Genomic DNA, 25427 nt, shown 5'->3' with positions numbered 1-25427 from the left:
AATGTTTAAAGACCTTCCACCGCTGGAAGATTTAATAAAAGAACTAAAAGATATAAAAGATGTAGGCATAAAACCTCAAAAACATAATAACAATAGCTTTGATAAATCTCTGCAGACATATCTAAACCAACCAAAACAAGATGTGATAAAACCTATAAAATCTTACTTTGATTTAAAGTCTATACAAGAGTCAAAAACACCGGAGGAGGTTGCAAATACATTCCAAACAATCTTCTTTGAAATAATGCTTAAAGAGATGAAAAACGGCCTTTTTGAATTTTCATCTTCAGATTTTGGAAATAAGATGTATATGGATATGTTTTTTATGCAGCTTGCTCAGGTAATTGCAGATTCTAACCAAATTGGACTTAAAGACTACATACTTAATGCTATTAATAACTACATTAAAAACTCAAAACCAGAGGGTTAAAATTGGATAGAGTTTTACCTATTTTTGACAAAATAAACCAAAATTCGGATGCGATAATTATTGTTTTTATACTTATAATTCTTGGTTCTTTAGTTTTACCAGTTCCACCGTTTTTGCTTGACATACTTCTTACAATGAGCATTAGTTTTTCTATGCTAATTTTAATGACTACGGTTTATATCGATAGTCCTTTAAAAATGTCTTCTTTTCCTTCTCTACTTTTACTTGCAACGCTATTTAGATTGTCTTTAAACGTTGCATCAACAAGAAGAATTTTACTACATGGTCACGAAGGACCGGATGCAGCAGGGCATGTTATACAGTCTTTCGGACAGTTTGTTGTTGGTGGTAGTTATGTAGTTGGTATTATAGTGTTTTTAGTGCTTGTAATCATTAACTTTATTGTTATCACAAAAGGTACAGAAAGAATTTCAGAAGTGGCTGCAAGGTTTACGCTTGATGCTATGCCGGGTAAACAGATGAGTATAGATGCAGATTTAAATAGCGGTCTTATAGATGAGAAAGAAGCTCAAAGAAGACGTCAAGAAATTCAAAGAGAAGCAGATTTTTATGGAGCGATGGATGGTGCAACTAAGTTTATTCGTGGTGATGCTATAGCTGCTATAATCATCACATTCATAAATATGATTGGTGGAATTATAATTGGAATGGTTCAAAAAGGAATGGATTTCCAATCGGCACTACAAAACTTTACAATTTTAACAATAGGTGATGGATTGGTGTCCCAGATACCAGCTCTTATCACGTCAACAGCTGCAGGTTTAATGGTTACCCGTGCTGCTTCAGAAACAAACCTTGGTAAAGAAATCTTTACACAGCTAACAAGTATTCCAAAGGCCTTATGGATGGCATCAGGTGCTGTGTTTACTATAGGAATCGTTCCGGGAATGCCAACTTTACCATTCTTAATACTTTCAGCGATTCTTGGATTTTCAGGATACATAATGTATCTAACAATAAAGGAGAGAGAAAAAACAGAGAAAGAAGAAAAAGCCAAAGAAGTTATCAAACGGTTAGAAGAAGAGCAGCCGGAGAGCTATATATCTCCACCGGAAGTTTTAACTTTTGAGATAGGATACAGATTAATCAAATTAGTCGATGAATCACAAGGAGGTGAGCTTATTAAAAGAATAAAAAATTTAAGAAAACAATTAAGCAAAGAGCTTGGACTGATAGTTCCACCTGTACATATAAAAGATAATTTAGAATTAAAGCCAAATGAATATAGAATTTTAATCAAAGGTGTAGAAGTAGCAAGGTACGAAGTAGAACCGGATAAATATCTTGCATTAGATACAGGTTCTATTAGAGAAAAAGTGGAAGGTGTTTCAACAAAAGACCCAGCCTTTGGATTAAATGCTTTATGGATAGATGAAGCTAACAAAGACAGGGCAAAGCTAAACGGATACACAGTAGTAGATGTGCCCACCGTAATAGTTACCCATTTATCAGAAATAATTAAAAGATACTCTTACGAAATACTTACAAGAATGCAGGTTAAAGAAATCATCGATAATATTGCAAAAAGTTATCCTATAATAAAGGATATTGTTCCATCACAAGTTCCTTTAAATATACTTCATAAAGTTCTTCAAAATCTTTTAAAAGAAGGAATTCCTATTACAGATATCATTACTATTGTAGAAGCATTAGCGGATAATATAAATAAAACACAAGACCAGGATATCTTAACTGAATACGTCCGCACAGCATTAAGCAGAATGATTACTTCGATGTTTGCTAAAAACGGACAACTTACAGCATTAATACTTGGAAATAAAACTCAAGAATATTTAATAAATTTACTTAAAGAGAATGATTGGCAAATGCCATCATTAAATCCTGTTTTTGTTCAAAAGTTGATAACAGAAATATCCAAACATTTAGAAAACTTTGTTATTCAAGGTGTAACCCCTATATTATTAACATCTCCAAACATAAGAAGATATATCAAGCAAATCATCGAAAACTATATACCTAACTTGCAAGTTTTGTCTTATTCAGAGATTGATAGTAAAATAAAATTAAATATTATTGGAGTTGTGGAAGTAGATGGAACCTAAAATAAAAATCTTTGAAGGTTATGATTTAAGCAAATTGATGCACCAAATAAAAGAAAGTTTCGGTGAGGAGTTTAAAATTCTATATCAAAATGAGATAAAAGAAAAAACAAAAATTCCATTTTTCAAGAAAACAAAATATATCCTCATAGTTGAACCAATAGAAAATAAAATTTCTTTTGAGGATATTTTATCTGAAAATCTAAAAGAGGAAAACGAAAAAGAAGTACAAACTTATAACCCATTTAAAGCAAAAATTGGACAGAAAGTTGTTGAAAAAGTTGAACCTGTTATAAAAACCACAGCTCATAATGATTTAAATCAAAAACTAAACATAAAAGAAGAGTATTACGATAATAATATAACATACAAAGAAATCACAGAAGAATTTACAGGAAAAGCTTTAGACTTAATTAATTTGCTGATTCAAAAGGATGTTGAGTTGGATGTTGCTAAAGAAATTGTAAGAAATGCTTGTGGATTAGAAATGGATTCGAACAAGTTAGATTTAAAACACTTTACATATAGAGAATCTCTTATAGAAGGTATTGAAAAAAGTTTTATATTTAAAGGAGATATCTTTAAAGATTCTAACAGAAGGAGAGTTGTGGCTTTTTTGGGACCAACCGGTGTTGGGAAGACAACAAATCTATTTAAAGTAGCCTCAAAGCTTATTTTAGAAGAGAACAAAAAAGTTGCTGTTATATCCACGGATACATTTAAAGCAGGAGCGGGAGATCAAGCAAGAAGCTATTGCAACATACTTGGAATACCTTTCCAGATCCTGTCCGACCCTAAAAAACTAAGGGAAATTGTGGATGATTTAGATTTTGTAGATGTTATTCTAATAGATACTGTAGGAAGAAGCCATTATGACCATTGGAAGCTTGGAGAAATAAAGGAGACTTTGCGTTTGATCGACGAAATAGAGTACATGATGGTAGTAAGCTGTAATTGGAAAAATAAAGAAAGTTATAGTTTAATTCAAAAATATAAAAAATTCTTCGACATCGATTATTTGTTTTTTACAAAAATAGATGAAACAGCTTATCCTGGCACTATATTAAATTTGGCATATAAAACTAAACTTCCGTTAACATACATTAGTACAGGCCAAAATGTTCCCGAAGACTTGAAGATAATTACCCCTGAAAGACTTGCTTCATACCTGCTTATGGAGAATGAATGATGGAGCAACAGTTAAAACAGTTAAAAGAGATTGTTAGTAAAGTAAACCCTGAGGCTATACAAACAAAAAGAAATCCAAAATTTTTATGTGTATCAAGCGGTAAAGGCGGAGTAGGAAAAACAAATTTCTCAATAAACTTAGCTTATATACTGGCTAACCATTTTAATAAAAAAGTTCTTTTGATAGATGCTGATATTGGGGTTGGCAACGTTCACGTCATATTAAACATTCCATTGATAAAATCTTTAAAAGAATTTTTTGAGGGTAAAGATATAAAAGAGAATATAATAAAAGTTAAAAATTTTGATTTAATACCAGGATTTTCCGGCATAGACAGCATAAGTGATATGGAAAACATAAATTTAAACTATTTGATAAAGAGACTAGACGAAATATCCGAAGAATATGACTACATCATAATAGATACAGCCGCAGGAATTGGTAAAGAAGTGATAAACTTTATCCTTCCTTCGGATAAGACATACATCATAACAACACCTGAACCTACAGCCCTTACAGATGCTTATAGTCTTATAAAATCTGTCTTTAAGATCTATAGCTATTCTAATTTTAAAATAGTAATTAACATGTGTAAAAGTGAAGAAGAAGGAATAGAAACTTTTGAAAGACTTTCAAGTTCTTGTAAAAGATTTCTAAATTTAGAATTAAATCTTGCAGGGATATTGCCGTTTTCTGAAAATCTTAAGAAGAGTGTTATATCAAGAACATTAATTTCTGAAAGTTATAAAACAGACTCTACAGACTCTTTTACAAAAAATTTAATTAAAATTGCAAAAAAAGAGACGGGAGAAGATATTAAAAGAGAAAATAAAGAAAGCTTCTTTAAAAAACTGTTTTCTTTTATTAAATAATTTAAGTGAATAAGCAGGAAAGGCTTTAGGTGAGAAATTAGCGGTTTTTACAGAATAATCCTTCGGATTTTTTACGTCTCCAGGATGACAGAGAAAGTAGAAGTAGGGACAATTCATGAATTGCTCTAACATATTATTAACGGTAACCTTAGGTGTCATTCTGCAGCCGGCGAAGAATATAATACTTTTATTAAATTTCTCGTCCGATGTATAATTAAGTGACCAGGTAATAAAGAGGCGGATGTGAACTTAAGTAAAGAACAAAAAAAGCAAATAGTTGAAGAACATATTGGCCTAGTCAAAAAAGTTGCTTCAAAAATATTTTATAGACTGCCGGATTGTGAGATAGAATTTGATGATTTGGTACAAACTGGTATTGTAGGGCTGTTAAAAGCTTTAGAAAATTATGATGAAGATAAAGGTAAATTTTCAACCTATGCATACATCAGAATTAGAGGAGAAATTCTTGATTTTCTAAGACAGCAAGATATTATGCCAAAAACGGAAAAAGATAAAATCACCATAGAGTATGCAGATAAACTTGGAGATGAACTTCCTATTTCTAAAAATGCAATAATGCTAAGTTTAGATAAAATTATTTCTGAAGATGGAGAAGATTTTTCCTTTATAGATCTATTTGCATCAAAATCTAAAACTCCTGAAGAAGAATATGCGCAAAAAGAATTATTAGAAAAAATCTCAGATGCTATTGATAAATACTTAGATGATAATGAAAAGAAGATAATTCAATATTTATACTTTGAAGAAAAAGATCCGAAAGAGATATCGGAGATTATGAATATAAGCCTTGGGAGAATTTCACAATTGAAATCAAGAGCAGTGGAAAAATTAAAAAAAATTGTGTATGATAATATAGAGGGATAAAAAAATGGAAAATTTAATGTCATCATATATAGAAGGCTTTGGAATAATAAGAGGCGGCAGCAACAATAATAAAAATAAGAAGCAAAAATTAGAAAAAAATATTTTTGATGATATTATTGCTAAATCTGTAGATAAAAAAGAAGCAGTTAAAAAGGATAGAGATGTAGAAAATAACAATAAGGATTTAGAAGTAGCATCAAATTTAAATGTAGCATTAAGTTATAATGCAGTTAATAATACAGAAAATTTAAAGAATGTTAAAAGTGAAAAAAATAAAATTAAAGACTTTAAATTGGCTCAGGAAAGCTTAGAAAAAGGTATTAAAAGGGAAAATTTAAATGTTATTGAAGAAGAAAACTTACAAAATTTAAAAATTGCTTTAAAAAAATTAAATAAAGTGAACAATCTTATAATAGATAAAAGTAGCGCACCTTTAGACGATAAAAATAAATCAAGCAACGTAAATGATAAATTACAAAAAGATACCATTTCTAACCTTCTAAAGAAAAAAGAAGAGTTTGACAAACTTGCATCAAAAATTGAAGATAAAAAATCTGAGGAGTTAAAAGAGTTTAATATTCTTAAATCAAATAAAGAGCTTGAAATTAAAATATCTGTTAATAATTTTAATGAAAGCTTGGCAATGAAAGATTTGCAAAATTCCAATGAAGTTAATATTTATACTAACAAAAATAATGATGGAAACAATACGGCCGCTACAAATTATAACGATAATCTACCTCAATCAGTAAATATCAACATTTCCAACCCTAACGATAATAATTCAAACTATCAAAATAATCAAAACGATAACAATTTTAATAAAAGTATAAATGGGCAAAATCAAAATAACAATTCTTTTGTATTCTCATACAATCAGACAAATATATCTGCTAATTTAGTATCAAATACTTTAAACCTTGTTATTAACACAAAAGACGTTATTTTAGATGATGCTACAATTCTTCAAATACAACAGATATTGAAAGATAATGGATTTAAACATCATAACCTAACAATCAAAGATAAAGAAAAAGTTTTAAAACTATACGAATATAAAGTGTCTAATAATTCTAATACTTCCGGGATAAACCTTGCAGTATGAAAGAAATTTTTATCAAGAAATATGCGTTTATTATTAATGTTGCATTTTTGATAAATCTGCTTTTTTGTTTCCAATCCTTCTCAAAGGAAAATCCTAGGGATTTTATAAATAAAGCCTTGAAAGAATATAATGTAGGTTCTTATTATAGTGCATTAGAAAATCTATCAAAAGCTTTATCTACAGTAGATAAAAAATCAAAAGACTACAGACAAGCATTGTTGCTATCTGCTAAGATTTATCTAAGCATTGGTCAAAAGACCGGAATGAAACAATATTTATGGAATTCAGCATATTTTTTGAATTGGTATATAGCATTTGGTGGAGAAGCTAATAAAGATTATTACTATACCAAAGGTTTAGTTTATGAAAGATTAGGCTTTTATGAAAGAGCTCTTACCAATTACAAAATAGCTTTATTTTTAAATGATAGTAGTAATTTAACTAACAAAATCATTCTCGGTATAATGAGAACTTCGATATTGCTTGGAAACATAGACAATATCACAAAATATATAATTTACTTAGCACCATTAGAATCTAAAGAAAGTAAGGAACTATCTTTTATAATGGGAATGAGAGCCTTTTACCTAAAAGATTACAAAACTGCTTTTGAATACTTTAAAGACACAATTGCAAACTTTGAAGATTATTTATTAGACAACCCCGAGTTTTATTACACTGTAGCCGAAACTGCTTACAGATTAAAGAATTACAATCTTGCGAAAAGTATTTTTAGAAAAATCATTTCGTATGTAAAGAATGATGATGTAATAAGAAAATCTTATTTGAGACTTGGTGATATTGCATCAATTGAAAATGATAAAATGGAAGCTTTTCAAAATTATCTTATAGTAATAAATAGATTTCCAGAAACTCAAGAGAATACAGTTGCCAGACTAAAAATGCTTGCACTAGGATTAAAGTATCCAGAGTTAGAGAATAAAATTAAATCTATAAAACAACTTGAAGACCCAATAAGATTTGTAGTTAGAACCTTAATATCAAACAGAACCAATTATATTGGCAAATATGCTCTTGGCAATTTTGGAGTTTTGGTTTTTCAAAATCCAACAGATTTTTTATTTAATAGGTTATCTTATGAACTATCGTTAATTTATCCTGCTAACTTTACTTACGAACAAGCTGAATATATTGCCAATCTATGGACAAAATATCTTTTAAAACTCTCTCCGGATAAATTAAGAATGTTATATCTGTCAAATCCAAAATTTTTTAAAGATATATTTGATAGAGATGTTTTAGATAAAATTTTGACTAGTCTCTCTGATGAAAAAGATTTAAAGCAAAAGATCGATTTACTAAAATTCATGGCCGATAAGTATCAGGAGGATAAATACTATATTGACCTTGCCAAAGCCTTTATCAGCGATAAAAAATATAATTATGCCTTAAATACCTTGGAGAAAGTAAAAAATAAAAATTGTGATTACTATATTTTCACAACTGTTGCAAAATCTAATATGAAAATAGACTATAAAGAGGAGCTAAATTCAATTCAAAATAAATGCGATATAGAAAATTTACCATTTTATATAGCTTTTGATTATTATTATTCTACAAATAATTATGAGAAGCTTACAGAGTTAATTGATAAAAATAAAACTCAATTTGTAGAGATGTATGAAAAAAACGAAATATTTAATAACAAAATTAACTCTCTAATAGAGAATCTATTTAAAATGAAAAGGTATAATGAAGTTGCAAGTATCTTAGATAAAATAGATTTTAAAAAATTAAAGAAAGAAAATATCTGCAAATTTGCAAGCATGTCTATCATCTCTAAAATAAAAACAAAGAAAACAGAAAACATAGAGTTGTATTATAATTATTTAGCAGGATGTAATGATGAACTATCAATTATTGCAAAAGAAATGTACGAAAGTTATAAAATATTACAAGAGGTGGGAAAATAATGTTTGATGAGTTGGATAAAATTAACATTATGTCATCTTTCTATTTCGAAAGGACTAAAGTCATCCAGGGAAACATAGCCAATGCAAATACTCCTTTTTATAAACCAGTAGATTTAACCTTTGAAGAAGTTTTGGATAATCAAATAGTTTTAAAAACAACAGATGAAAGACATATTCAGCCAGAAACTAAAAATTTTATAAAAATTAAGCCTTACCAAAACGGTATCATTACAGGATATGACCAAAATAAAGTCAATGTCGAAGAAGAAATGGCTAAGCTTGCAGAAAGCTCAATAATGTATAAATCTCTTGTTGAAGTTATGAAAAAAGAACTATCAAAGATGAAATTAGCTATATCAGGAAAATAGGAGGAGTAAAAAATGCTTTTTAAAGGACTTGAAATATCTGTATCCGGTATGCAAGCCGAGAGAGTTAGAATAGATTTAGCTGCAAGCAACCTTGCAAATGTAAATTCTACCCATACTGAAAATGGACAACCTTATAGAAGAAAGGTGCCGGTTTTTGAAGCAGTTTTAGATGCTCAATCTCAAATTCCTGTTTATAAAGTTAGAGTTAAAGATATTCAAGAAGACCCATCACCGTTTAAATTAAAATTTGACCCAAACAATCCTGATGCCGGACCAGATGGCTATGTTAGACTTCCAAACGTTGACCCAATTAGAGAAATGGTTGATATGATAACTGCGATGAGAACCTATGAAGCAAATTTAACGGCATTCAATACACATAAAGATTTATTAATAAAAAGCTTGGAAATAATTAGAGTATGAAAGTAATACCTTGGGTGAGAAATTAGCGGTTTTTATAGAATTTAAAAATGAGATTCTTCGGATTAAAGTCCTCAGAATGACATAGAAAGTGAAAGCATGTTAATGATCACTTTGTCATTCTGAGCAAAGCGAAGAATCTCATATTTTTATTTAAATTCTTACCCGACGTATAATTAGAGTATAAAAATAAAGTAACGGAGGACTGGTATGAGAATTGAAGGAATAGATGGATTACCACTAAAGTTAGATGTAGAAAAAAAAGAAGAAGAAAGTAAAACATCTTTTTCAGATTTGCTTAAAAACTTTATAAAAGATGTTAACAATGATTTGATTAATGCTAAAAATATAGAGCAAGACTTAGCACTTGGTAAAATCCAAAACATTCAAGATGCGATGTATCAGATAGAAAAAGCTGATATTTCATTTAGACTTTTAACAGAAATCAGAAATAAAGCTTTAGAAAGTTATCAAGAAATTATGAGAATGCAAGTCTAATGGAGTAAAGGCTCTTGGCTATAAATAATGAATTAATAATAAACAAGATAAAAGAAATATTTCAGGATAAAACTAAGCAAAAATACATTATTGGTGGTCTTGTAGGATTATTTTTAATTATTCTTATAGCAATACTGCTCACAAAGAGTTTACATAAAGAAGATTATGCTGTTTTATATTCAGGTTTAGCTCCGGATGATGCTGGTAATATTCTTACTGCTTTATCGCAAGAAAACATACCTTATAAATTAGAAGGCAATGGAACTATAATCATGGTTCCAAAAGATAAAGTTTATGATGCTCGTTTAAAGTTGGCTGCAAAGGGATTACCCTCCGGAAAAGTTGTAGGGTTTGAGATTTTTGAAGAGCCAAAGCTTGGAACAACACAATTTCAGGAAAACGTTAATTATATAAGAGCAGTAGAAGGAGAATTAACAAGAACGATCAAAAAGTTAGACGCTGTAATGGATGCAAAGGTAAACATAGCTCTTCCTAAGGATTCTATTTTTGTCAGACAAGAAGACGAAGCAAAAGCATCTGTAGTTATAAAACTCTGGCCCGACAAAGACTTAACAAAAGAGCAAATTAAAGCTATTGTATTTTTAGTTTCTCGTGCTGTACCAAACTTAAAACCAGAAAATGTAACAGTTGTAGATAATAGAGGCAGAGTTCTTTCTGATTTAATAGACGAAGAATCTGCCAATGAATCCGGAGACAAAACTGTTGATTTAAAAAGAAAATTGGAAAGACAGCTTGAAAAAGATATTCAGTCTATGCTTGCTAAGGTAGTAGGTCCAGAGAGAGTAGTGGTAAAAGCCAGCGTAGAGCTTGAAACGGGAAAAGTTCATCAAAAAGATGAAATCTATGACCCGGATAAAGTAGCAGTAGTTAGCGAGAGAAAAATTAAAGAATCGGAAACGGAAGAATCTCAAACAATAAACGCACCGCCGGGTACACCAACAAACGTTCCCCCTGTGATGAATACGCCTATAATGGGCGGTGGAGGAAAGAGAAAAGAGAAGAGTGATATAACAACAAATTACGATGTTTCTAAGTCAATGATAGAAACACAAAAGCCACTGTTTACTATTAAAAAAGTAAGCGTTGGTGTTATGATTGATGGAAAGTATAAAGAAATTAAAGATAAGGATGGCAATATAATAAAACAATTTGAGCCAAGAAGTCAGCAAGAATTGCAATCCTATGAAAATTTAATCAAAAGTGCTATAGGATTTGACCCAAACAGAGGAGATCAAGTTACCGTAATCAGCGTTCCGTTTGAGGCTGTCTCTATGCAAGAAGAAGCCTCTCCTAAACAACAAAGCTTGATAATGTATATAATTGCAGGAATACTGCTTTTGCTTATACTAGGCTTATTAGCATTCATTTTTATCAAGAAAAAACAGAAAAAAGAAGAGATTGTTACTACTACCACTGTTCCTTCAACACAATTAGCCGGGGTTGCTGCTGAAGCATTAGCAAAAAAATATGAAGAAGAAAAAGGTTTAGTGTCTGAAATAGAAAAATTACCTGAATATCTAAAAATATTGGAAATAGCTGAAGAAAATCCTCAAATGATAGCAAATATCATAACTAAATGGATTAAAGAAGATACTAAAAAATGAAGCTGAATTTAACAGATTTTACTCAGCTTAAAAATATTTCTGAAAATTTAGAAGAAAAAGAAAATGGCAATAATTTAGAGAAAGAAATTGAGGCTTTGAAAAATCAAATTAATCAATTATTGAAACAAATTGAAGTAGAGAAGAAGAATGCTTATAAAAAAGGCTTTGAAGATGCTATAAAGTCCTTAAAAGAAAAGTATAAAAATGCGTTGGAACAAAAAATAAAAGAAATAGAAGCAAGCTTTAACGACAAATATAACGCCGAAATTAAACAAGCTGAAGATACTATTGAGAAAATACAAAACGCCTTGAAACAGCATTATCAAATATATTTAGCAAAAATATCGGAAATAATCTCTGATAGTATAGCAGAAATCTTAGAGTTTCTGTACATTCACGAAAAAGACCCTAAGGAAGTTGCTGAAAAAATAAATGAGATATTAGAAGAGCTAAGGGAATTTAAAGTATTAAAAATTAAAATCAGTAAAGACCAAAATTTAGAATTGTTGCAAAAATTTCTATCTAGTGTATCTTTAGAAATAGACGAAAATTTAAAAGGAAATGATTTTATTATTGAGTTTGATAATGGAAAAATAGAAAATAAATTTAGGGAAAAGATAGAGATTGTAAAAGATGAAATTAAAAGAGAGATTAAAAAACTATCCGAAATATAAAGCCATTGGGAAAGTAAAAAAAGTTATAGGCAATACTATAGAAGCACTCATTCCAAAAGTTAGCATTGGAGACAAGTGCATAATAGATAAATCTATAGAATCAGAGGTAATTGGATTTAAAGACGGTACAGCATTGTTGATGAGTTATGAAAATTTGGACGGCATAAAAGTTAATAGTCCTATAGAGGTTTGCTACACAAAGCCGTCTGTATTTGTAGGCTTGGATTTGCTTGGAGCTATTGTAGACCCTTTTGGAAGACCTTTAAATAAAGAAAAAATTAACTATTCTAATAGCTATTATCTTAAACTTGAAGCTATAAATCCTTTGGAAAGAGAAAGAGTTACAGAAGTCTTAGATTTAGGAGTTAGAGCAGTAAACGCTTTGTTTACCGTTGGAAAAGGGCAAAGAATGGGAATTCTCGCCGGTGCAGGTGTTGGAAAAAGTACCCTCTTAGGAATGATCTCAAGGTTCACAAAAAGTGATGTAAACATAATAGCTTTGATAGGCGAAAGAGGCAGAGAAGTCAGAGAGTTTATTGAAGATAGCCTAAAAGAAGAGGGATTAAAAAAATCTGTGGTTGTTGTAGCTACTTCCGACATGCCGCCTTTAGCAAAAATAAGAGCAGTTATGACTTCTCTTGCTATAGCGAGATACTTTTCAGACATTGGCAAGAATGTGCTCTATCTTTTAGACTCTTTAACAAGAGTAGCTATGGCACAAAGAGAGATAGGACTATCTGCAGGAGAACCGCCAACGACCAAAGGATACACTCCATCAGTGTTTACACTTCTACCAAGAATTATAGAGCAAGCCGGAAATTTTAAAAATAAAGGAAGTATTACAGGAATATACACAGTTTTGGTTGAAGGTGATGAAATTCAAAACGACCCTATAGCAGATGCTGCTATTTCATTTTTAGATGGTCATATTGTATTATCAAGGCAAATTGCAAATAAAAGAATTTATCCCGCTATTGATATTCTAAAAAGTATAAGCAGATTAATGCCCCAGCTTGTTGATGATGAAATAATGTTATATCAATCAAAAATTATAAGCTTAGAGGCAAAGTATAGAGAAATGGAAGATATGATAAATTTAGGACTTTATAAAGAAGGGTCTTCTAAGGAAGTAGATTTAGCAATTAAAATGCATCCGATTATAGAAGATTTTATTAAACAAGATATAAACGAAAAGATTGATTTTAAAAAAAGTATTGATGATTTAAAAAATGTGTTAAACTATTTTACAAATATAGGGGGTGAATTAAGATGATAGACACCTCATTAACAACGTTTCCAGATTTAGCTACGTCCAATAAACCAAAGATTGTTGATGCTAATTATGATAACTCTAAGATGAGTCAAAATGATTTTCTTAAAGTACTCCTTGCAGACTTAAAGTGGCAAGATCCATTGAACGCCAAGGATATCTCGGATTTCATAGACAACAGTGTTAAACTTAGGCAGATGGAATCTTTAGACAGTATACAAAAATTAGTAGATACGCTTTCAACATTTACAAACAGCATAGTAAACGCATCTTCAATGATAGGAAAAAAAGTTAAGTATGAAGGAAATCAGACTTATGTATCACAAGGTCAATCAAGCATCGAGTTTAAATTAAATGCTCCAGCACAAAACGTTAAAGTTTCATTGGTAGATTCTAACGGCAATATAGTTGAACAAAAAGAGTTTACAAATTTAAATGGTAATACTATATATCCTTTATCAATAGAAAATCAAAATTTAACGGATGGTTATTATAAAGTATTGGTATCAGCAAAAGATTCTGCCGGAAATGATGTCCAGGTGACTATTTACTCAACAGGAATTGTAAATAGTATATTAAAAGATAACGGTAGTTTAAGTGCGAAAATTAATAATGTCAATGTGTCCTTAGATAAAATATTAGAAATAAGCATGTAAAGGAGGGACAGCCATGCTACAGTCATTTTATACAGCAATAACCGGATTAAACGGAAATCAGCAATGGTTAAATGTGATATCTGACAATATTGCCAATGTTAATACGATTGGTTTTAAATCAGAAAGAGTTACTTTTGAAGATTTAATCGCCCATAGTTTAACAACTTTTGCTAACAGTACGCCTAAAAACACAGAAATTGGCGGCGGATCTTTTATTACCCTTACTACAAAAGACTTTTCACAAGGGTCTTTTATGAATACAAACTCTCCAACTGACCTTGCATTAGATGGAGAAGGATTTTTTATGGTTAAAGACAACCAAGGAACTATTTATTATACAAGGGCGGGGCAGTTTAGATTGGATGCAAACGGAGATTTAGTGAACGTTGATGGAATGAAATTACAAGGATGGATGCTTGATGATAATGGTAATATCGCAAGAGCTTTAGATAAAATAAACGTTCCTTATGCTATTAATCCAACGATAACAACAAAAATATATCTTGTTGAACCAACAAATTTAGACTCAAGGTCAAATGTTATATCTGCAACTTTTAATCCAACAGATTCAACTACATTCAATTATGTAAATTCAATGACTGTTTATGATTCTCTTGGAAATCCGCATACTTTATCTTTCTATTTTCAAAAAACAGGTGCAAACACTTGGAAAGTTTATGCGTATAAGGATAACGATTTAACAACACAAGTAGGAGATTCAACTTTACAATTTGATACAGATGGAAATTTAACATCAGGTTCTCCATTTACATTATCTTTAACTTTAACAAATGGAGCAGCCTCTCCACAGTCAATTACTGTTGATGTTTCTAAAATAAAACAAGTAGCTTCAGATTTTATATTCTATGCAAAGCAAGATGGTTTTGCTAAAGGAGATTTGCTTGGAGTTGCCGTTGCTGAAGATGGCACTATAAAAGGTATGTATTCAAACGGAAATGTTAAAAATATTGCAAGGCTTGCAGTAGCGACATTTAGAGATAAAGAAGTGCTTGTTAGAAAAGGTAATAATTTATATTTACCAAATACTCAAACATTTACTCCGGCTATCACACTTGGAGGAATTTTGAGTAAAGTAAGAAGCGGATTCTTAGAACTTTCGAACGTTGACATTTCAAGAGAGTTTATCAGCCTTATTACAGCACAAAGAGCGTACCAGGCTAACGCAAGAGTTATTACTACAGATGATCAAATACTTCAAGAAGCAATGAATATCAAGAGATAAAATCATGAAACTTTATATATCACAAGAGAGGTAGGTGATGGCTGAGGAAAAAGAAAATCAAGAGCAACAGGAAGAAAAAGGTGGCGGGAAGAAAAAGTTAATCATAATATTAATCCCTATTTTATTATTAGTATTGGGTGGTGGAGGTTTTTTTGCATATAACACTTTCTTTGCTAAAGAAGAGAAAGAAAAGCCACCGGAGAAAATTGCAAATGAAATAAAAAAAGCTGAAGAGCAAGGAGTAGAGTTAGAAGTTGGAACTTTTGTAGCGAACTTGGCTGATAAAGATGCGGATAGATATATAAAAGTTACTATAATTATGGAAGTTCAGAACGAGAAAGTAAAGGAAGAGGCTACAAAAAGGATGCCCCAGATAAAAGATGCAATTAATACGCTATTATTCACAAAAACAAGCGAAGAACTAAAATCACCGGAAGGAATCGAAAAACTTAAAGAAGAGATAATTAAAAGAACAAATGCTATTTTACCCCTTGGTGGAGTTAAAAATGTCTACTTTACAGAATTTATAATACAAACAAGCTAAGTTGGAGGATATATTATGCGTGAGGATATGGAGGTAGAGGAGATAATATATAAAAAAATTAGCTTAATAAAATATATAAAAATACCTATCGTAATAGAATTAGCAAGATTAAAAAAGGATTTTGAATTTTTGCTTAACTTAAAAGAAGGTGATATTATAGACTTTGAAAAGAACATCGAAGATTTTGTAAATATATATTTCTTAAATGAAAAAGCAGGGTTTGGCGAACTTGTTAATGTAAACGGAAAGTACGGGGTAAGATTAGTAGATTTAATGAAATGATAGATTTTTCAATAATTTTTAAGTTAATTCTATCTTTATTAATAGTAATTGGAACACTATATGGGCTTTTATTTTTTCTTAAAAAATATTCAATACCATTTAGCAAATCCGGTCAAGAAGATATAAAAATCAGAGATGTTAAATTTATTTCCAAGGACATAGGCTTAGTTACAATCGAGTTTAATAATAAAATATTTCTACTTGCATTTCAAAATGGTAAAATAGAAAAAATTAGCGAAAAAGAAATTGCTCAAAATCTTGAGCATAAAGAATAGATTAAAAAATAAAAATCTTGTGATATATCAGGTGAAAAATTGGGAATTTTTATAGAACCAAAACAGAAATCCTTAGGGCATCGTCCTCTATATGACATGACAGACAGGAAAGTTAAAGGCGAAAGATGTGCGTTTCTAAAGCCGGGCAAAATTCTCCTTCCTCGGCATTACAACATCATTCTGAACATAACAAAGAATCTACTCTTTTTTTATTCAAAAAAAACATTAAAATATGTGATCTTTCAACTTAATAATCTCGATATAACAAACAAAATAATACCTCCTTCTGAAGCCAGAAAAAAATCTCATGATATTTTAAATTTCTCACACAATTTATATCTCATAATATCTATAATCATTGTTTTAACGCTTTTAAACTTTTCTTTTTCTTATGCTGATACATTTTCAGAGACCTTAGCCGGATTTAACCGTTTAGATACAACCCTAAAAATTTTATTACTAATTACAATCATAAGCATAGCACCGGCGCTATTGATAAGCATGACTGCTTTTGTAAGAATTGTTATAGTATTATCATTACTAAGACATGCTCTTGGTATTCCAACGGCACCACCAAACCAGGTAATAGTAGGTCTTGCACTTTTTTTAACCATTTTTGTAATGAAGCCAACTTTTGAAAAAATAAATGAAGTTAGCATTTCTCCATATTTAAAGAGGCAGATATCTGATATACAAGCAATAGAAAACGCAAAAGAGCCTTTAAAAGAGTTTATGCTAAAAAACACAAGAAAAGAAGATTTAAAACTATTTTTAGATTTAGCCAATGAAAAACCATTATCTCCAAAGGATATTAGCATTTCAACCTTAATTCCGGCTTTCATGATAAGTGAAATTAAAACTGCCTTTGAAATTGTTTTTATAATATACTTACCATTTCTTGTTATAGATTTTATAGTTGCAAGCATCTTGATGTCCATGGGTATGATGATGATACCGCCGATGTTTATATCATTACCTTTTAAGCTTATGCTGTTTGTCCTTGCAGATGGCTTTGAACTTTTAGTCAAAGCTCTTGTTAGCAGTTATAAGTAGTGAGAGGTGCAATCATGACGATAGATATGGCAGTTAATTTAACATCTGACATGTTTAAAATTACTGTTTTAGTTGCCGGTCCGGTAATTCTAATAACCTTTATTGTTGGACTTTTGATTAGTATATTTCAAGCTGCAACACAGATAAACGAAATGACTATAACATTCGTCCCAAAAATCATCGCTGCGGTGATAGGTTTAATCATTTTTGGCTCATGGATGACAACAAAATTAGTTGATTATACAAAAGAAGTATTGATGATGATCTTAAAGATTGTGCAATGAGTGAAAAATGGTACTAATAACACCCGACCAAGCTATAACAGTTGCATTAATATTTTCAAGAATAATTGCGTTTTTTATGGCTTTTCCGCTTATTTCATCTCCAATAATTCCTCACAACGTTAAAGTTTTATTAGTCGTTTCTTTTGCTTACTTTACAATGCTAAATTTCAATATAAAGTTAGAAATAAAAGAATACGATTTGTTAATATTCCTTACACTAATTCTAAAAGAAGTTTTTATTGGTTTTTCCTTAGGAATAATAGTTAATATATTTATTGGAGCTTTTTCTTACGCTGCAGAAATAATTAGTTATCTCATGGGGCTAACAGTTTTAAATATGTTTAACCCGGCTTTTGGTCAAACTTCTGTGTTATCCGGATATTTTCTTTTTTTATTTTATCTCTTGTTTTTTATATCCGGTGCTTATCAAATTTTTATAGGAGCTTTGTTTAAAAGCTTTGAAGTGATTCCTCTTTCTTCTTTTAATATAAATAACGGAGTGTTTGAATTTATCATCAAAAAAAGTTCAGATATTTTTTTACTGTCTTTTCAGATGGCATTCCCGTTTATTTTAGTCTTACTTGTATTTAATATGGTTTTGGCATTGATAAATAGATTGATCCCTCAAATGAACGTTTTTATGGTTGGACTTCCAGCACAGATTTTTATTGGATTTGTCATACTTATATTTGCAAGTTCATTAATAATAAGCGTAGGTCTTAACTTTATTGATAAAATGACAAATTATTATTTAACTTTGATGAAAATTTTTGGCAGGTAAAACATGGCTAAAGACCCACGTAAAACGGAAAAAGCAACCCCGAAAAGGAAGCAGAAAGCCAGAGAAGAAGGACAAGTTCTCAAAAGTATGGATGTATCTATTTCTGCATCATTATTTGTCATTTTTATTGTCTTCATATTTTATTTACCTTTTGCATACAAATATCTTCTTGGATACTTTAAATATACGTTTTCAAATCCATTATATCTAATTCCAGAAAACGGGAGTATGTTTATTTGGTTTACACTTAAAATATTAGCAATCTTGATACTGCCTGTAATTCTTATTCTTTTTATAGTCGGGATTGCATCAAATGTTATGCAGTTTGGATTTTTATTTACGCTAAAACCTCTTACTCCAAAGCTTGATAAATTAAATGTTATTTCTGGGATAAAAAGACTATTCTCTTTGACTGTTTTATTTGAGCTAATTAAAAATCTTGCCAAACTAACTGCAGCATTGTTTTTATCTTATTTCCTTGTAAAGTATCTATTAAATGACTTTTTAGTTTACATGACAGGCTCTATTAACAACCAAATTTATGTTTTGAGTAAAACGATTATTATCCTTGTAATGTCGTTTGCTTTTTTATCTGTACCAATAGCCATCGCCGATTTTCTTTATAGGAGATATGAATACGAAGAAAACCTTAAAATGACAAAAGATGAAGTTAAAGAAGAAAGAAAATCCTACGAAGGGAACCCGTTAGTCAAGAGAGAGATTAGAAAAAGAATGAGGCAGCTTGCATTAAGAAGGATGATTGCAGAAGTTCCAAAAGCAGACGTTGTGATCACAAACCCAGAACACTATGCTGTTGCATTAAAGTACGAAAGAGGAAAAATGCATGCACCAAAAGTGATAGCAAAAGGACAAGATTTAATAGCACAAAAGATTAAAGAAGTAGCAAAAGAACATGGCGTTAAAATAGTGGAAGATCCGCCATTAGCAAGAACATTATACAGTAGTTGTGAAATTGGAGATTATATTCCAGAAAATCTCTATGAGGCAGTGGCAAAAATATTTGCGGAGATTTATAAAACTAAAAAGTGGTATAATAATGATAGATAAATGTTTTTTGATGTGGAGGAATTATGAATCTTAAATCAATAAGAACCTTCTTTTTATTTATTTTATTTTTAATTAATTTCTCCTTTGCGCAAGTAAGTATTAAACCTGGCGAAATATCATACATAGAAGTTCAGTATAACAATATATTAGTGGCCGGCGAAGCCTACAATATAAACCTAAAATTTACAGATGCTTTCGGAAACCCGTCTAACAATTTTGGTCTTGCATCAAAGATAAAAGTAGTATCAAACGGTCTTGAAATTAGTAAATCTGAGATTTATCCAGGGGACATAAAAAACGGAGAAATTGTTATTACAGTTAAAGGAAAAAAAACTGGTTTTTATAGCTTAGCATTTTTTTTGGATGAAAAACCGCTAATTCTTAAAGTTTTACCACTTGAAGCCTTAACATCATCTATGAATTTTAGAGTAATAAACAATAAAGCAGAAATAGCGGTAATAGAATCTAAGGATAGTTATTTACCTGGTTATCCTTATGAAATAAAAATAAGCTTTTTTGATAGAGAAGGAAATCCGGTATTGGAAAAATCGCATATTAACCAAACATTCCTTATTAACGCTAATGGAGGCACTAAGGAAGTAAATATAAATGATTTTAATGGAAATGTGTACAAATTTGATATATTACCTTTTGTAGTTGAAGATTTTAATATTGTTGTTCAGGATAAATCTAATAAAAACATTTTAGCGTCAAAAACTATAAAGCCTGAGATACAAACTATAGGAAAAATTAAGGTAATTACTCCATCAGAAACTGAAGCTGGAAAACCATTTACTCTAGAAATAAAAGTTTATGATGCTCAAGATAGATTAATAAAAGTATACGATAAAATCGGTGCGGATATAAAACTAAAGGTTAATGGTTCTGGAAGAATAATTCCTGATATAATTCCAAAAGAAGCGTTTGTTGAAGGCGTAGCCCAAATTCAAGCTATTTATACTAAAAGTGAAACAATCAATATAGAGCCTGTAATTCTTGGATTGAATACAAGTATTGATGTAGAAAAAAAAGCTCAAAAGGAAGAGAAAAAAATAGTAGAGCAACCTAAAAAGGAACAAGAATTACGATCTGAAAAGAAGTCTGAGCAAATACCAGAGGAAAAAGAAAAGAAAGCCACGACTGTAAAATTAAAATTTTTATTAGAGCTTGGAATAATTAACAAAATAAGCTTAATTTCTGCAAAAGAAGGTAATTATACATACAAAGTTTACTTTTCAAAGAGAAATTTAGATTATGAAGTAAGGAATTATGAAAGAGATATTCTGATAGAAAAAGAAAATGTAGGAAAGCTAAACTTCGTTGAAGATAAAGACCACAACATAATTTTAAATATATCCTTGAAAGATGGTTACACAGCAGAAGCTTCTTTGCTGAAGGATTCAAAAAATACTGTTGAAGTTAAGGTTATGGAAAAATGATAGAAAAGATAATCTTAATTCCTATTGTTCTTAATCTTATCAATCAACCAAAAGAGACAATCAAAAATGAAAATGTTATAGAAATTCCTATATATAAGCAGGAAATTTCCATTCCAATTTCTAAAAAGAAAAAGAATTCTTACGTGTCAAGAAAAAGAAAAAATTTAAATTATAAAGTAAATGTGTATAAAGATTCTAATTATCTTCATATAAAAATTTCTATACCAAAAAAAATATCTAAAATCTAATCAAACAATAAAACTGCCACCGAAAAAAGTTGATGTAGAAATAGAAGAATAAAATATAAAGGAGTTAAGATGCATCAAGGAATAGTGATTTTAGACTTTGGCTCTCAATACACCCAGTTAATAGCAAGAAGGGTAAGAGAATTAAACGTTTACAGCGAGATTTTGCCGTTTAACGCATCAGTAGAAGAGATTCTAAAACATAATCCAAAAGGAATAATATTTTCTGGTGGTCCTGCTTCTGTTTATGAGCCTGATGCACCTAAGCCGGATGAAAAAGTTTATGATTTAGGTTTACCTATTCTTGGAATTTGTTATGGACTTCAGCTTATAACACATCATTTCGGTGGAGAGGTAATAAAGGCTGATAAGCATGAGTATGGTAAAGCTGAGTTAGAAGTTTTAGACCATGAAGACCTTTTTTGCAATATTCCACACTATACACAAGTTTGGATGAGTCATGCAGATAAAGTAGTAAAACTACCCGAAGGTTTTGAAGTAATCGGCAGAACGTTTAACGCACCTTATGCGGCCGTAAGAGACAAAGAAAAGAAAATTTGGGGCGTTCAGTTTCATCCGGAAGTAAGCCATACACTTCTTGGTAAAGAAATGCTGAAAAACTTTGCAGTCAGAATTTGTAAATGTAAACAAGATTGGACTATGGGCAATTTCTTAATGGAAAAGCAGGCTGAAATAAGAAAAATGGTAGGTGGCAAAAAAGCAATCTGTGCTTTGTCTGGTGGCGTTGATTCGTCCGTTGCTGCGGTTTTGGTTCATAATGCGATTGGAGATAATTTAACTTGCATCTTTGTTGACAATGGACTTTTGAGAAAAGGTGAAAGAGAACAGGTAGAAAAAACATTTAGAGACAATTTCCATATTCCATTAATAGTAGTAGATGCAAAAGATAGATTTTTAAAGGCATTAAAAGGAATTACAGACCCGGAGCAAAAAAGAAAGATAATCGGCAATCTTTTTATAGAAGTCTTTGAAGAAGAAGCGAAAAAATTAAAAGATGTAGAATACTTAGTTCAGGGCACATTGTACCCAGACGTTATAGAAAGCGTATCAGTCAAAGGACCGTCGGCAGTTATTAAAACTCACCATAACGTTGGCGGGCTACCGGAGAGAATGAACCTAAAGCTTATAGAACCGCTAAGAGAGTTATTCAAAGATGAAGTAAGAGAGCTTGGTAAAGAGCTTGGATTGCCAGAAGAGATTATTTACAGGCAACCATTCCCAGGACCAGGCTTGGCTATAAGGGTAATTGGTGAAGTAAATGAAAATGATTTAAATATTTTAAGAGAAGCAGATGCAATAGTTTTAGAAGAAATTAAAAAAGCAGGACTTTATAAAGATTTATGGCAATCTTTTGCAGTTTTACTGCCAATTCATACAGTCGGAGTAATGGGAGATTATAGAACTTACGAGAAAGTTATAGCAATCAGAGCAGTAGAAAGTACGGACGGAATGACAGCTGACTGGGCAAGGCTTCCGTATGATCTACTTGACACGATGATGAGACGAATAATTAACGAAGTAAAAGGTGTTAATAGAGTAGTTTATGACATCTCTTCAAAGCCACCTGCAACCATAGAATGGGAATAATTTGAAAATAGGAATAGCATTATCCGGCGGTGCAGTAAGAGGACTTGCACATATTGGAGTTTTAAAAGCCTTAGAAGAGCTGGGCATTAAGCCAGATATAGTCTCTGGGGTTAGTGCTGGCTCTATCATTGGTTCTTTTTACTGTGCCGGATATTCTCCCAAAGAGATGGAAGAGATTGCTTTAAAAACCAATTTAAACAGCTTCATACTTCCTTCTATTTCTAAAAAAGCTCTCTTTAGCTTAGACAAATTAGAAAGCTTTTTGGAAAAGTACATTGGGAAGATAAATATTGAAGATTTAAAAATTCCTCTAATAATCGCAGCAACAAATTTAAATAAAGCAAGCGTAGAATATTTTCAAAATGGAAGTTTAATAAAAACAGTCAAGGCTTCTTGCAGTATTCCGGTCATGTTTAAACCTGTTAAGATTGATAAATATCTCTATGTTGACGGGGGTGTTATGAATAACCTTCCGGTAGAATCTTTAAGAGAAAAGGTAGATTTTGCAATAGGCGTGGAAGTAAACCCATTCTTAGAAGAAGAGAAAGATTTTAATAATATAATTTCAATAGGTATAAGAAGTTTTTATCTTGCCATAAGGTCTAACACTGAAACAAGCAAAAAGCTTTGTGATTTAGTTATCCAGCCAACAGAACTTGTTAATATTCCATTGTTTGCTACTTGGAAAGCAAAAGAGGCTATAGAAATAGGTTATACTTTTACAAAAGAGTTAATTAAAGAGCAAATAAAAAATGATAAGCATCAAAGGAGAGATAACCTTCTTGGTTAGAGATTGCTCCAATAATCAATATCGCTATTCTGAGTGAAGTAAAGAATCTCTCTCTTTTTGTTTAATTTGTGTTAGAATATTACTATACTTGAACCACCTTTGATATTTTAGGAGGGAAACGATAATGTTAATTAATCGTATTAAAATATTATTATTGTTAATATTTGTCTTTTATTCAACGTATGCATTAGCACAAATAAAAGTTGAATCGGGTAATATATCTTATTTTCAAGTAAACTATAAGAAAACTCTTAGAGCCGGAGAAGAAACCACCATTACTATTACTGCTAAAGACCCGTTTGATAATGATGTTACAGATTTTTCAGGAAAAGTTAAAGTAAAAATTAACAATAAAGATGAAGTTGTTAATTTTTCGGGTGGTACTGGAAGCTTAAAATTCTATTCTGAAACAGCAGGAAAATATGATTTTAAAATTTACTTAGAAAATGAGTTATTTAAGATAAAAGACTCTTATACATCTGGCTTTCTAAATGAATTTAGTATTTATGTTTTAAACAATAAAATTTCTAAAGTCGAAATTATAACTTCTCCTGAATTTATACCTGAGTATGAAAAAGAATTTTCTGTCGTTGCATATGATAAATTCGGAAATTTAGTTAATGATACTTCTTATGGCGAACAATCTTTAATAATTCAAACTAATGGAAGCTTTAAAACCATTATAAGAAATAAAGAGCTCGAAAACGGAAGAAAAACAATAAAATTCATTCCTTCTGAATTGCATGATATAAAAATAGAAGTCTTTGATGAAAATAAGTCTTTACTTGGGTCAAAAACTTTAGTTTTTGTTAGACAGGTTCCAAAAGATGTGAAAATTGCAATGCCAGAAAAAACAAGAGCCGGTGAAGAGTTTGAAGTAAAACTGAGTGTTTACGACCAAAACGGTTTGTTGATAAAAGTCTATGACAAAATAGGAAAACCTATAAAATTGACTTATAATGGTTCAGGAAAGTTGATACCAGATATTATATATCCTCAGCAATTTTCTAAAGGTATAGCTATAGTAAAATTGATCTATACGAAAAATGAACAAATTAAAATTACACCTGTAATTGAAGGATACGAAAAAATATCTTATAGTGAAGAACCCGAAGAACAAGTAAAGGAAACTCCAAAAGAAGAAAAAAAACCAGAGATAACAAAAAAATCAGAAACAAAAGAGAAAGCTATTCCAGACAAAACAGTTAGAACTAAAGAACCAATCAAAATCTTAAATCTCTTTATACCTAAAAACATTGGAAAGCTTGAGAGCATTGAAATACTGAAAGAAGAAAGTGGAATTAAAATCTTGAAGTTAGTTATCTCCAATAGAAATAGAGATATAGAAGTTATAAAAATAAATAGGAATATAGAAGCACATGGAAGAAAAATTGGAAGTTTATCTTTATATGAAAATCAAGAAGGAGAAATTGAGATAGAAGTAAAAACCATACCAAATTATAATGTAAACTCTGTATTAGATAAAAGTCAAAATTTAATTAAGTTGGAGATATATAAAGATTAAAAGCTAGATAATGCCAAGAAGTAAGGGTGTTACAAAATTTTTGCAAGGTTGCCTTTTCCTGTCATCCTGAGGCTGTAAGACCAAAGGATCTCATTTTTAGATTTTATAAAAAACCGTTAATTTCTCACCCCAAGGTATAATCTTTAAATATATTTCGATATTGTCCAAAAACTTTTACAATTTAATTGTAATATCATATAAAATTATACCTAAAAACTTAAAAATTGGCGAGGTTTTTATGAAAAGAGACTGGAAAGAATATAATAAACAACTTGTAAAACGC

The 25427-nt window shown here is 30.5% G+C and carries 27 protein-coding genes; all 27 read left to right on the top strand.

Annotated features, from left to right (window positions below):
- Position 1 precedes the first annotated feature (1 nt).
- The 27 genes from Q0929_RS01865 to Q0929_RS01735 all read left to right on the top strand — a co-directional run bounded on the left by Q0929_RS01865 (position 2) and on the right by Q0929_RS01735 (position 25144).
- A complete protein-coding gene (locus tag Q0929_RS01865) occupies positions 2-430 on the top strand; it encodes a rod-binding protein (RefSeq protein ID WP_299237899.1) in 429 nt (142 codons plus the stop codon).
- A 2-nt stretch (positions 431-432) separates the two neighbouring features.
- The gene (flhA, locus tag Q0929_RS01860) at positions 433-2514 is read left to right on the top strand and encodes a flagellar biosynthesis protein FlhA (RefSeq protein WP_299237898.1); all 2082 of its coding nucleotides are present in this window, start codon (positions 433-435) and stop codon (positions 2512-2514) included.
- Positions 2504-3700, top strand: a complete 1197-nt coding sequence (gene flhF / locus Q0929_RS01855; protein WP_299237897.1) for a flagellar biosynthesis protein FlhF — start codon at positions 2504-2506, stop codon at positions 3698-3700. Before flhA ends, flhF begins: the two co-directional genes overlap by 11 nt.
- A complete protein-coding gene (locus Q0929_RS01850) occupies positions 3697-4572 on the top strand; it encodes a MinD/ParA family protein (protein WP_299237896.1) in 876 nt (291 codons plus the stop codon). Before flhF ends, Q0929_RS01850 begins: the two co-directional genes overlap by 4 nt.
- A gap of 243 nt (positions 4573-4815) precedes the next feature.
- On the top strand, positions 4816-5457 hold the full coding sequence (locus Q0929_RS01845) for a sigma-70 family RNA polymerase sigma factor (protein WP_299237895.1): 642 nt from the start codon (positions 4816-4818) through the stop codon (positions 5455-5457).
- A 4-nt stretch (positions 5458-5461) separates the two neighbouring features.
- Positions 5462-6562: a hypothetical protein gene (locus tag Q0929_RS01840; RefSeq protein WP_299237894.1), complete on the top strand. Its 1101-nt coding sequence runs from the start codon at positions 5462-5464 to the stop codon at positions 6560-6562.
- Between the two features lie 116 nt (positions 6563-6678).
- Positions 6679-8496 carry a hypothetical protein gene (locus Q0929_RS01835; protein ID WP_299237893.1) on the top strand — a complete coding sequence of 606 codons (1818 nt, stop codon included), beginning with the start codon at positions 6679-6681 and terminating at the stop codon, positions 8494-8496.
- Positions 8496-8864: a flagellar basal body rod protein FlgB gene (gene flgB, locus Q0929_RS01830; protein ID WP_299237892.1), complete on the top strand. Its 369-nt coding sequence runs from the start codon at positions 8496-8498 to the stop codon at positions 8862-8864. Before Q0929_RS01835 ends, flgB begins: the two co-directional genes overlap by 1 nt.
- A 12-nt stretch (positions 8865-8876) precedes the next feature.
- Positions 8877-9287, top strand: a complete 411-nt coding sequence (flgC, locus tag Q0929_RS01825) for a flagellar basal body rod protein FlgC (protein WP_299237891.1) — start codon at positions 8877-8879, stop codon at positions 9285-9287.
- A gap of 207 nt (positions 9288-9494) precedes the next feature.
- Positions 9495-9782 carry a flagellar hook-basal body complex protein FliE gene (fliE, locus tag Q0929_RS01820; RefSeq protein ID WP_299237890.1) on the top strand — a complete coding sequence of 96 codons (288 nt, stop codon included), beginning with the start codon at positions 9495-9497 and terminating at the stop codon, positions 9780-9782.
- A gap of 14 nt (positions 9783-9796) precedes the next feature.
- The gene (gene fliF / locus Q0929_RS01815; protein ID WP_299237889.1) at positions 9797-11407 is read left to right on the top strand and encodes a flagellar basal-body MS-ring/collar protein FliF; all 1611 of its coding nucleotides are present in this window, start codon (positions 9797-9799) and stop codon (positions 11405-11407) included.
- Entirely contained in the window at positions 11404-12081 is a 678-nt protein-coding gene (locus Q0929_RS01810; RefSeq protein ID WP_299237888.1) for a FliH/SctL family protein, read from the top strand. Before fliF ends, Q0929_RS01810 begins: the two co-directional genes overlap by 4 nt.
- Positions 12041-13354: a FliI/YscN family ATPase gene (locus Q0929_RS01805; protein ID WP_299237887.1), complete on the top strand. Its 1314-nt coding sequence runs from the start codon at positions 12041-12043 to the stop codon at positions 13352-13354. The genes Q0929_RS01810 and Q0929_RS01805 overlap by 41 nt, the downstream gene beginning before the upstream one ends.
- Positions 13351-14007 carry a flagellar hook capping FlgD N-terminal domain-containing protein gene (locus Q0929_RS01800; RefSeq protein ID WP_299237885.1) on the top strand — a complete coding sequence of 219 codons (657 nt, stop codon included), beginning with the start codon at positions 13351-13353 and terminating at the stop codon, positions 14005-14007. Before Q0929_RS01805 ends, Q0929_RS01800 begins: the two co-directional genes overlap by 4 nt.
- Before the next feature lie 13 nt (positions 14008-14020).
- A complete protein-coding gene (locus Q0929_RS01795; RefSeq protein ID WP_299237884.1) occupies positions 14021-15250 on the top strand; it encodes a flagellar hook protein FlgE in 1230 nt (409 codons plus the stop codon).
- Positions 15251-15287: 37 nt separating this feature from the next.
- Entirely contained in the window at positions 15288-15794 is a 507-nt protein-coding gene (locus Q0929_RS01790) for a flagellar basal body-associated FliL family protein (RefSeq protein WP_299237882.1), read from the top strand.
- Between the two features lie 15 nt (positions 15795-15809).
- A complete protein-coding gene (locus tag Q0929_RS01785) occupies positions 15810-16076 on the top strand; it encodes a FliM/FliN family flagellar motor switch protein (RefSeq protein ID WP_299237881.1) in 267 nt (88 codons plus the stop codon).
- Positions 16073-16351: a hypothetical protein gene (locus tag Q0929_RS01780; protein ID WP_299237880.1), complete on the top strand. Its 279-nt coding sequence runs from the start codon at positions 16073-16075 to the stop codon at positions 16349-16351. The genes Q0929_RS01785 and Q0929_RS01780 overlap by 4 nt, the downstream gene beginning before the upstream one ends.
- Before the next feature lie 234 nt (positions 16352-16585).
- Positions 16586-17404 (top strand): flagellar type III secretion system pore protein FliP, encoded by an 819-nt coding sequence (gene fliP / locus Q0929_RS01775; RefSeq protein ID WP_299237879.1) that lies wholly within the window; start codon positions 16586-16588, stop codon positions 17402-17404.
- 14 nt (positions 17405-17418) lie between these two features.
- The gene (gene fliQ / locus Q0929_RS01770; RefSeq protein WP_299237878.1) at positions 17419-17688 is read left to right on the top strand and encodes a flagellar biosynthesis protein FliQ; all 270 of its coding nucleotides are present in this window, start codon (positions 17419-17421) and stop codon (positions 17686-17688) included.
- Between the two features lie 7 nt (positions 17689-17695).
- Complete coding sequence (gene fliR, locus Q0929_RS01765) at positions 17696-18469, top strand: flagellar biosynthetic protein FliR (RefSeq protein WP_299237877.1); 774 nt, start codon at positions 17696-17698, stop codon at positions 18467-18469.
- Positions 18470-18472: 3 nt separating this feature from the next.
- The gene (gene flhB / locus Q0929_RS01760) at positions 18473-19537 is read left to right on the top strand and encodes a flagellar biosynthesis protein FlhB (protein WP_299237876.1); all 1065 of its coding nucleotides are present in this window, start codon (positions 18473-18475) and stop codon (positions 19535-19537) included.
- A gap of 23 nt (positions 19538-19560) precedes the next feature.
- On the top strand, positions 19561-20976 hold the full coding sequence (locus Q0929_RS01755) for a sugar-binding protein (RefSeq protein WP_299237875.1): 1416 nt from the start codon (positions 19561-19563) through the stop codon (positions 20974-20976).
- On the top strand, positions 20973-21224 hold the full coding sequence (locus Q0929_RS01750; protein WP_299237874.1) for a hypothetical protein: 252 nt from the start codon (positions 20973-20975) through the stop codon (positions 21222-21224). The genes Q0929_RS01755 and Q0929_RS01750 overlap by 4 nt, the downstream gene beginning before the upstream one ends.
- A gap of 69 nt (positions 21225-21293) precedes the next feature.
- Positions 21294-22829 carry a glutamine-hydrolyzing GMP synthase gene (guaA, locus tag Q0929_RS01745; protein WP_299237873.1) on the top strand — a complete coding sequence of 512 codons (1536 nt, stop codon included), beginning with the start codon at positions 21294-21296 and terminating at the stop codon, positions 22827-22829.
- A 1-nt stretch (position 22830) separates the two neighbouring features.
- Positions 22831-23619, top strand: coding sequence for a patatin-like phospholipase family protein (locus Q0929_RS01740; protein WP_299237872.1), 789 nt, complete (start codon positions 22831-22833; stop codon positions 23617-23619).
- A gap of 124 nt (positions 23620-23743) precedes the next feature.
- Positions 23744-25144: a hypothetical protein gene (locus Q0929_RS01735; protein WP_299237871.1), complete on the top strand. Its 1401-nt coding sequence runs from the start codon at positions 23744-23746 to the stop codon at positions 25142-25144.
- The last annotated feature ends 283 nt before the right edge of the window (positions 25145-25427 follow it).

Source organism: Sulfurihydrogenibium sp. (genome assembly GCF_028276765.1).
In the GTDB taxonomy this organism is placed as follows: domain Bacteria; phylum Aquificota; class Aquificia; order Aquificales; family Hydrogenothermaceae; genus Sulfurihydrogenibium.
Note: the sequence above shows the minus strand (reverse complement) of the source record. Positions and strands in the feature narration are given on the sequence as shown.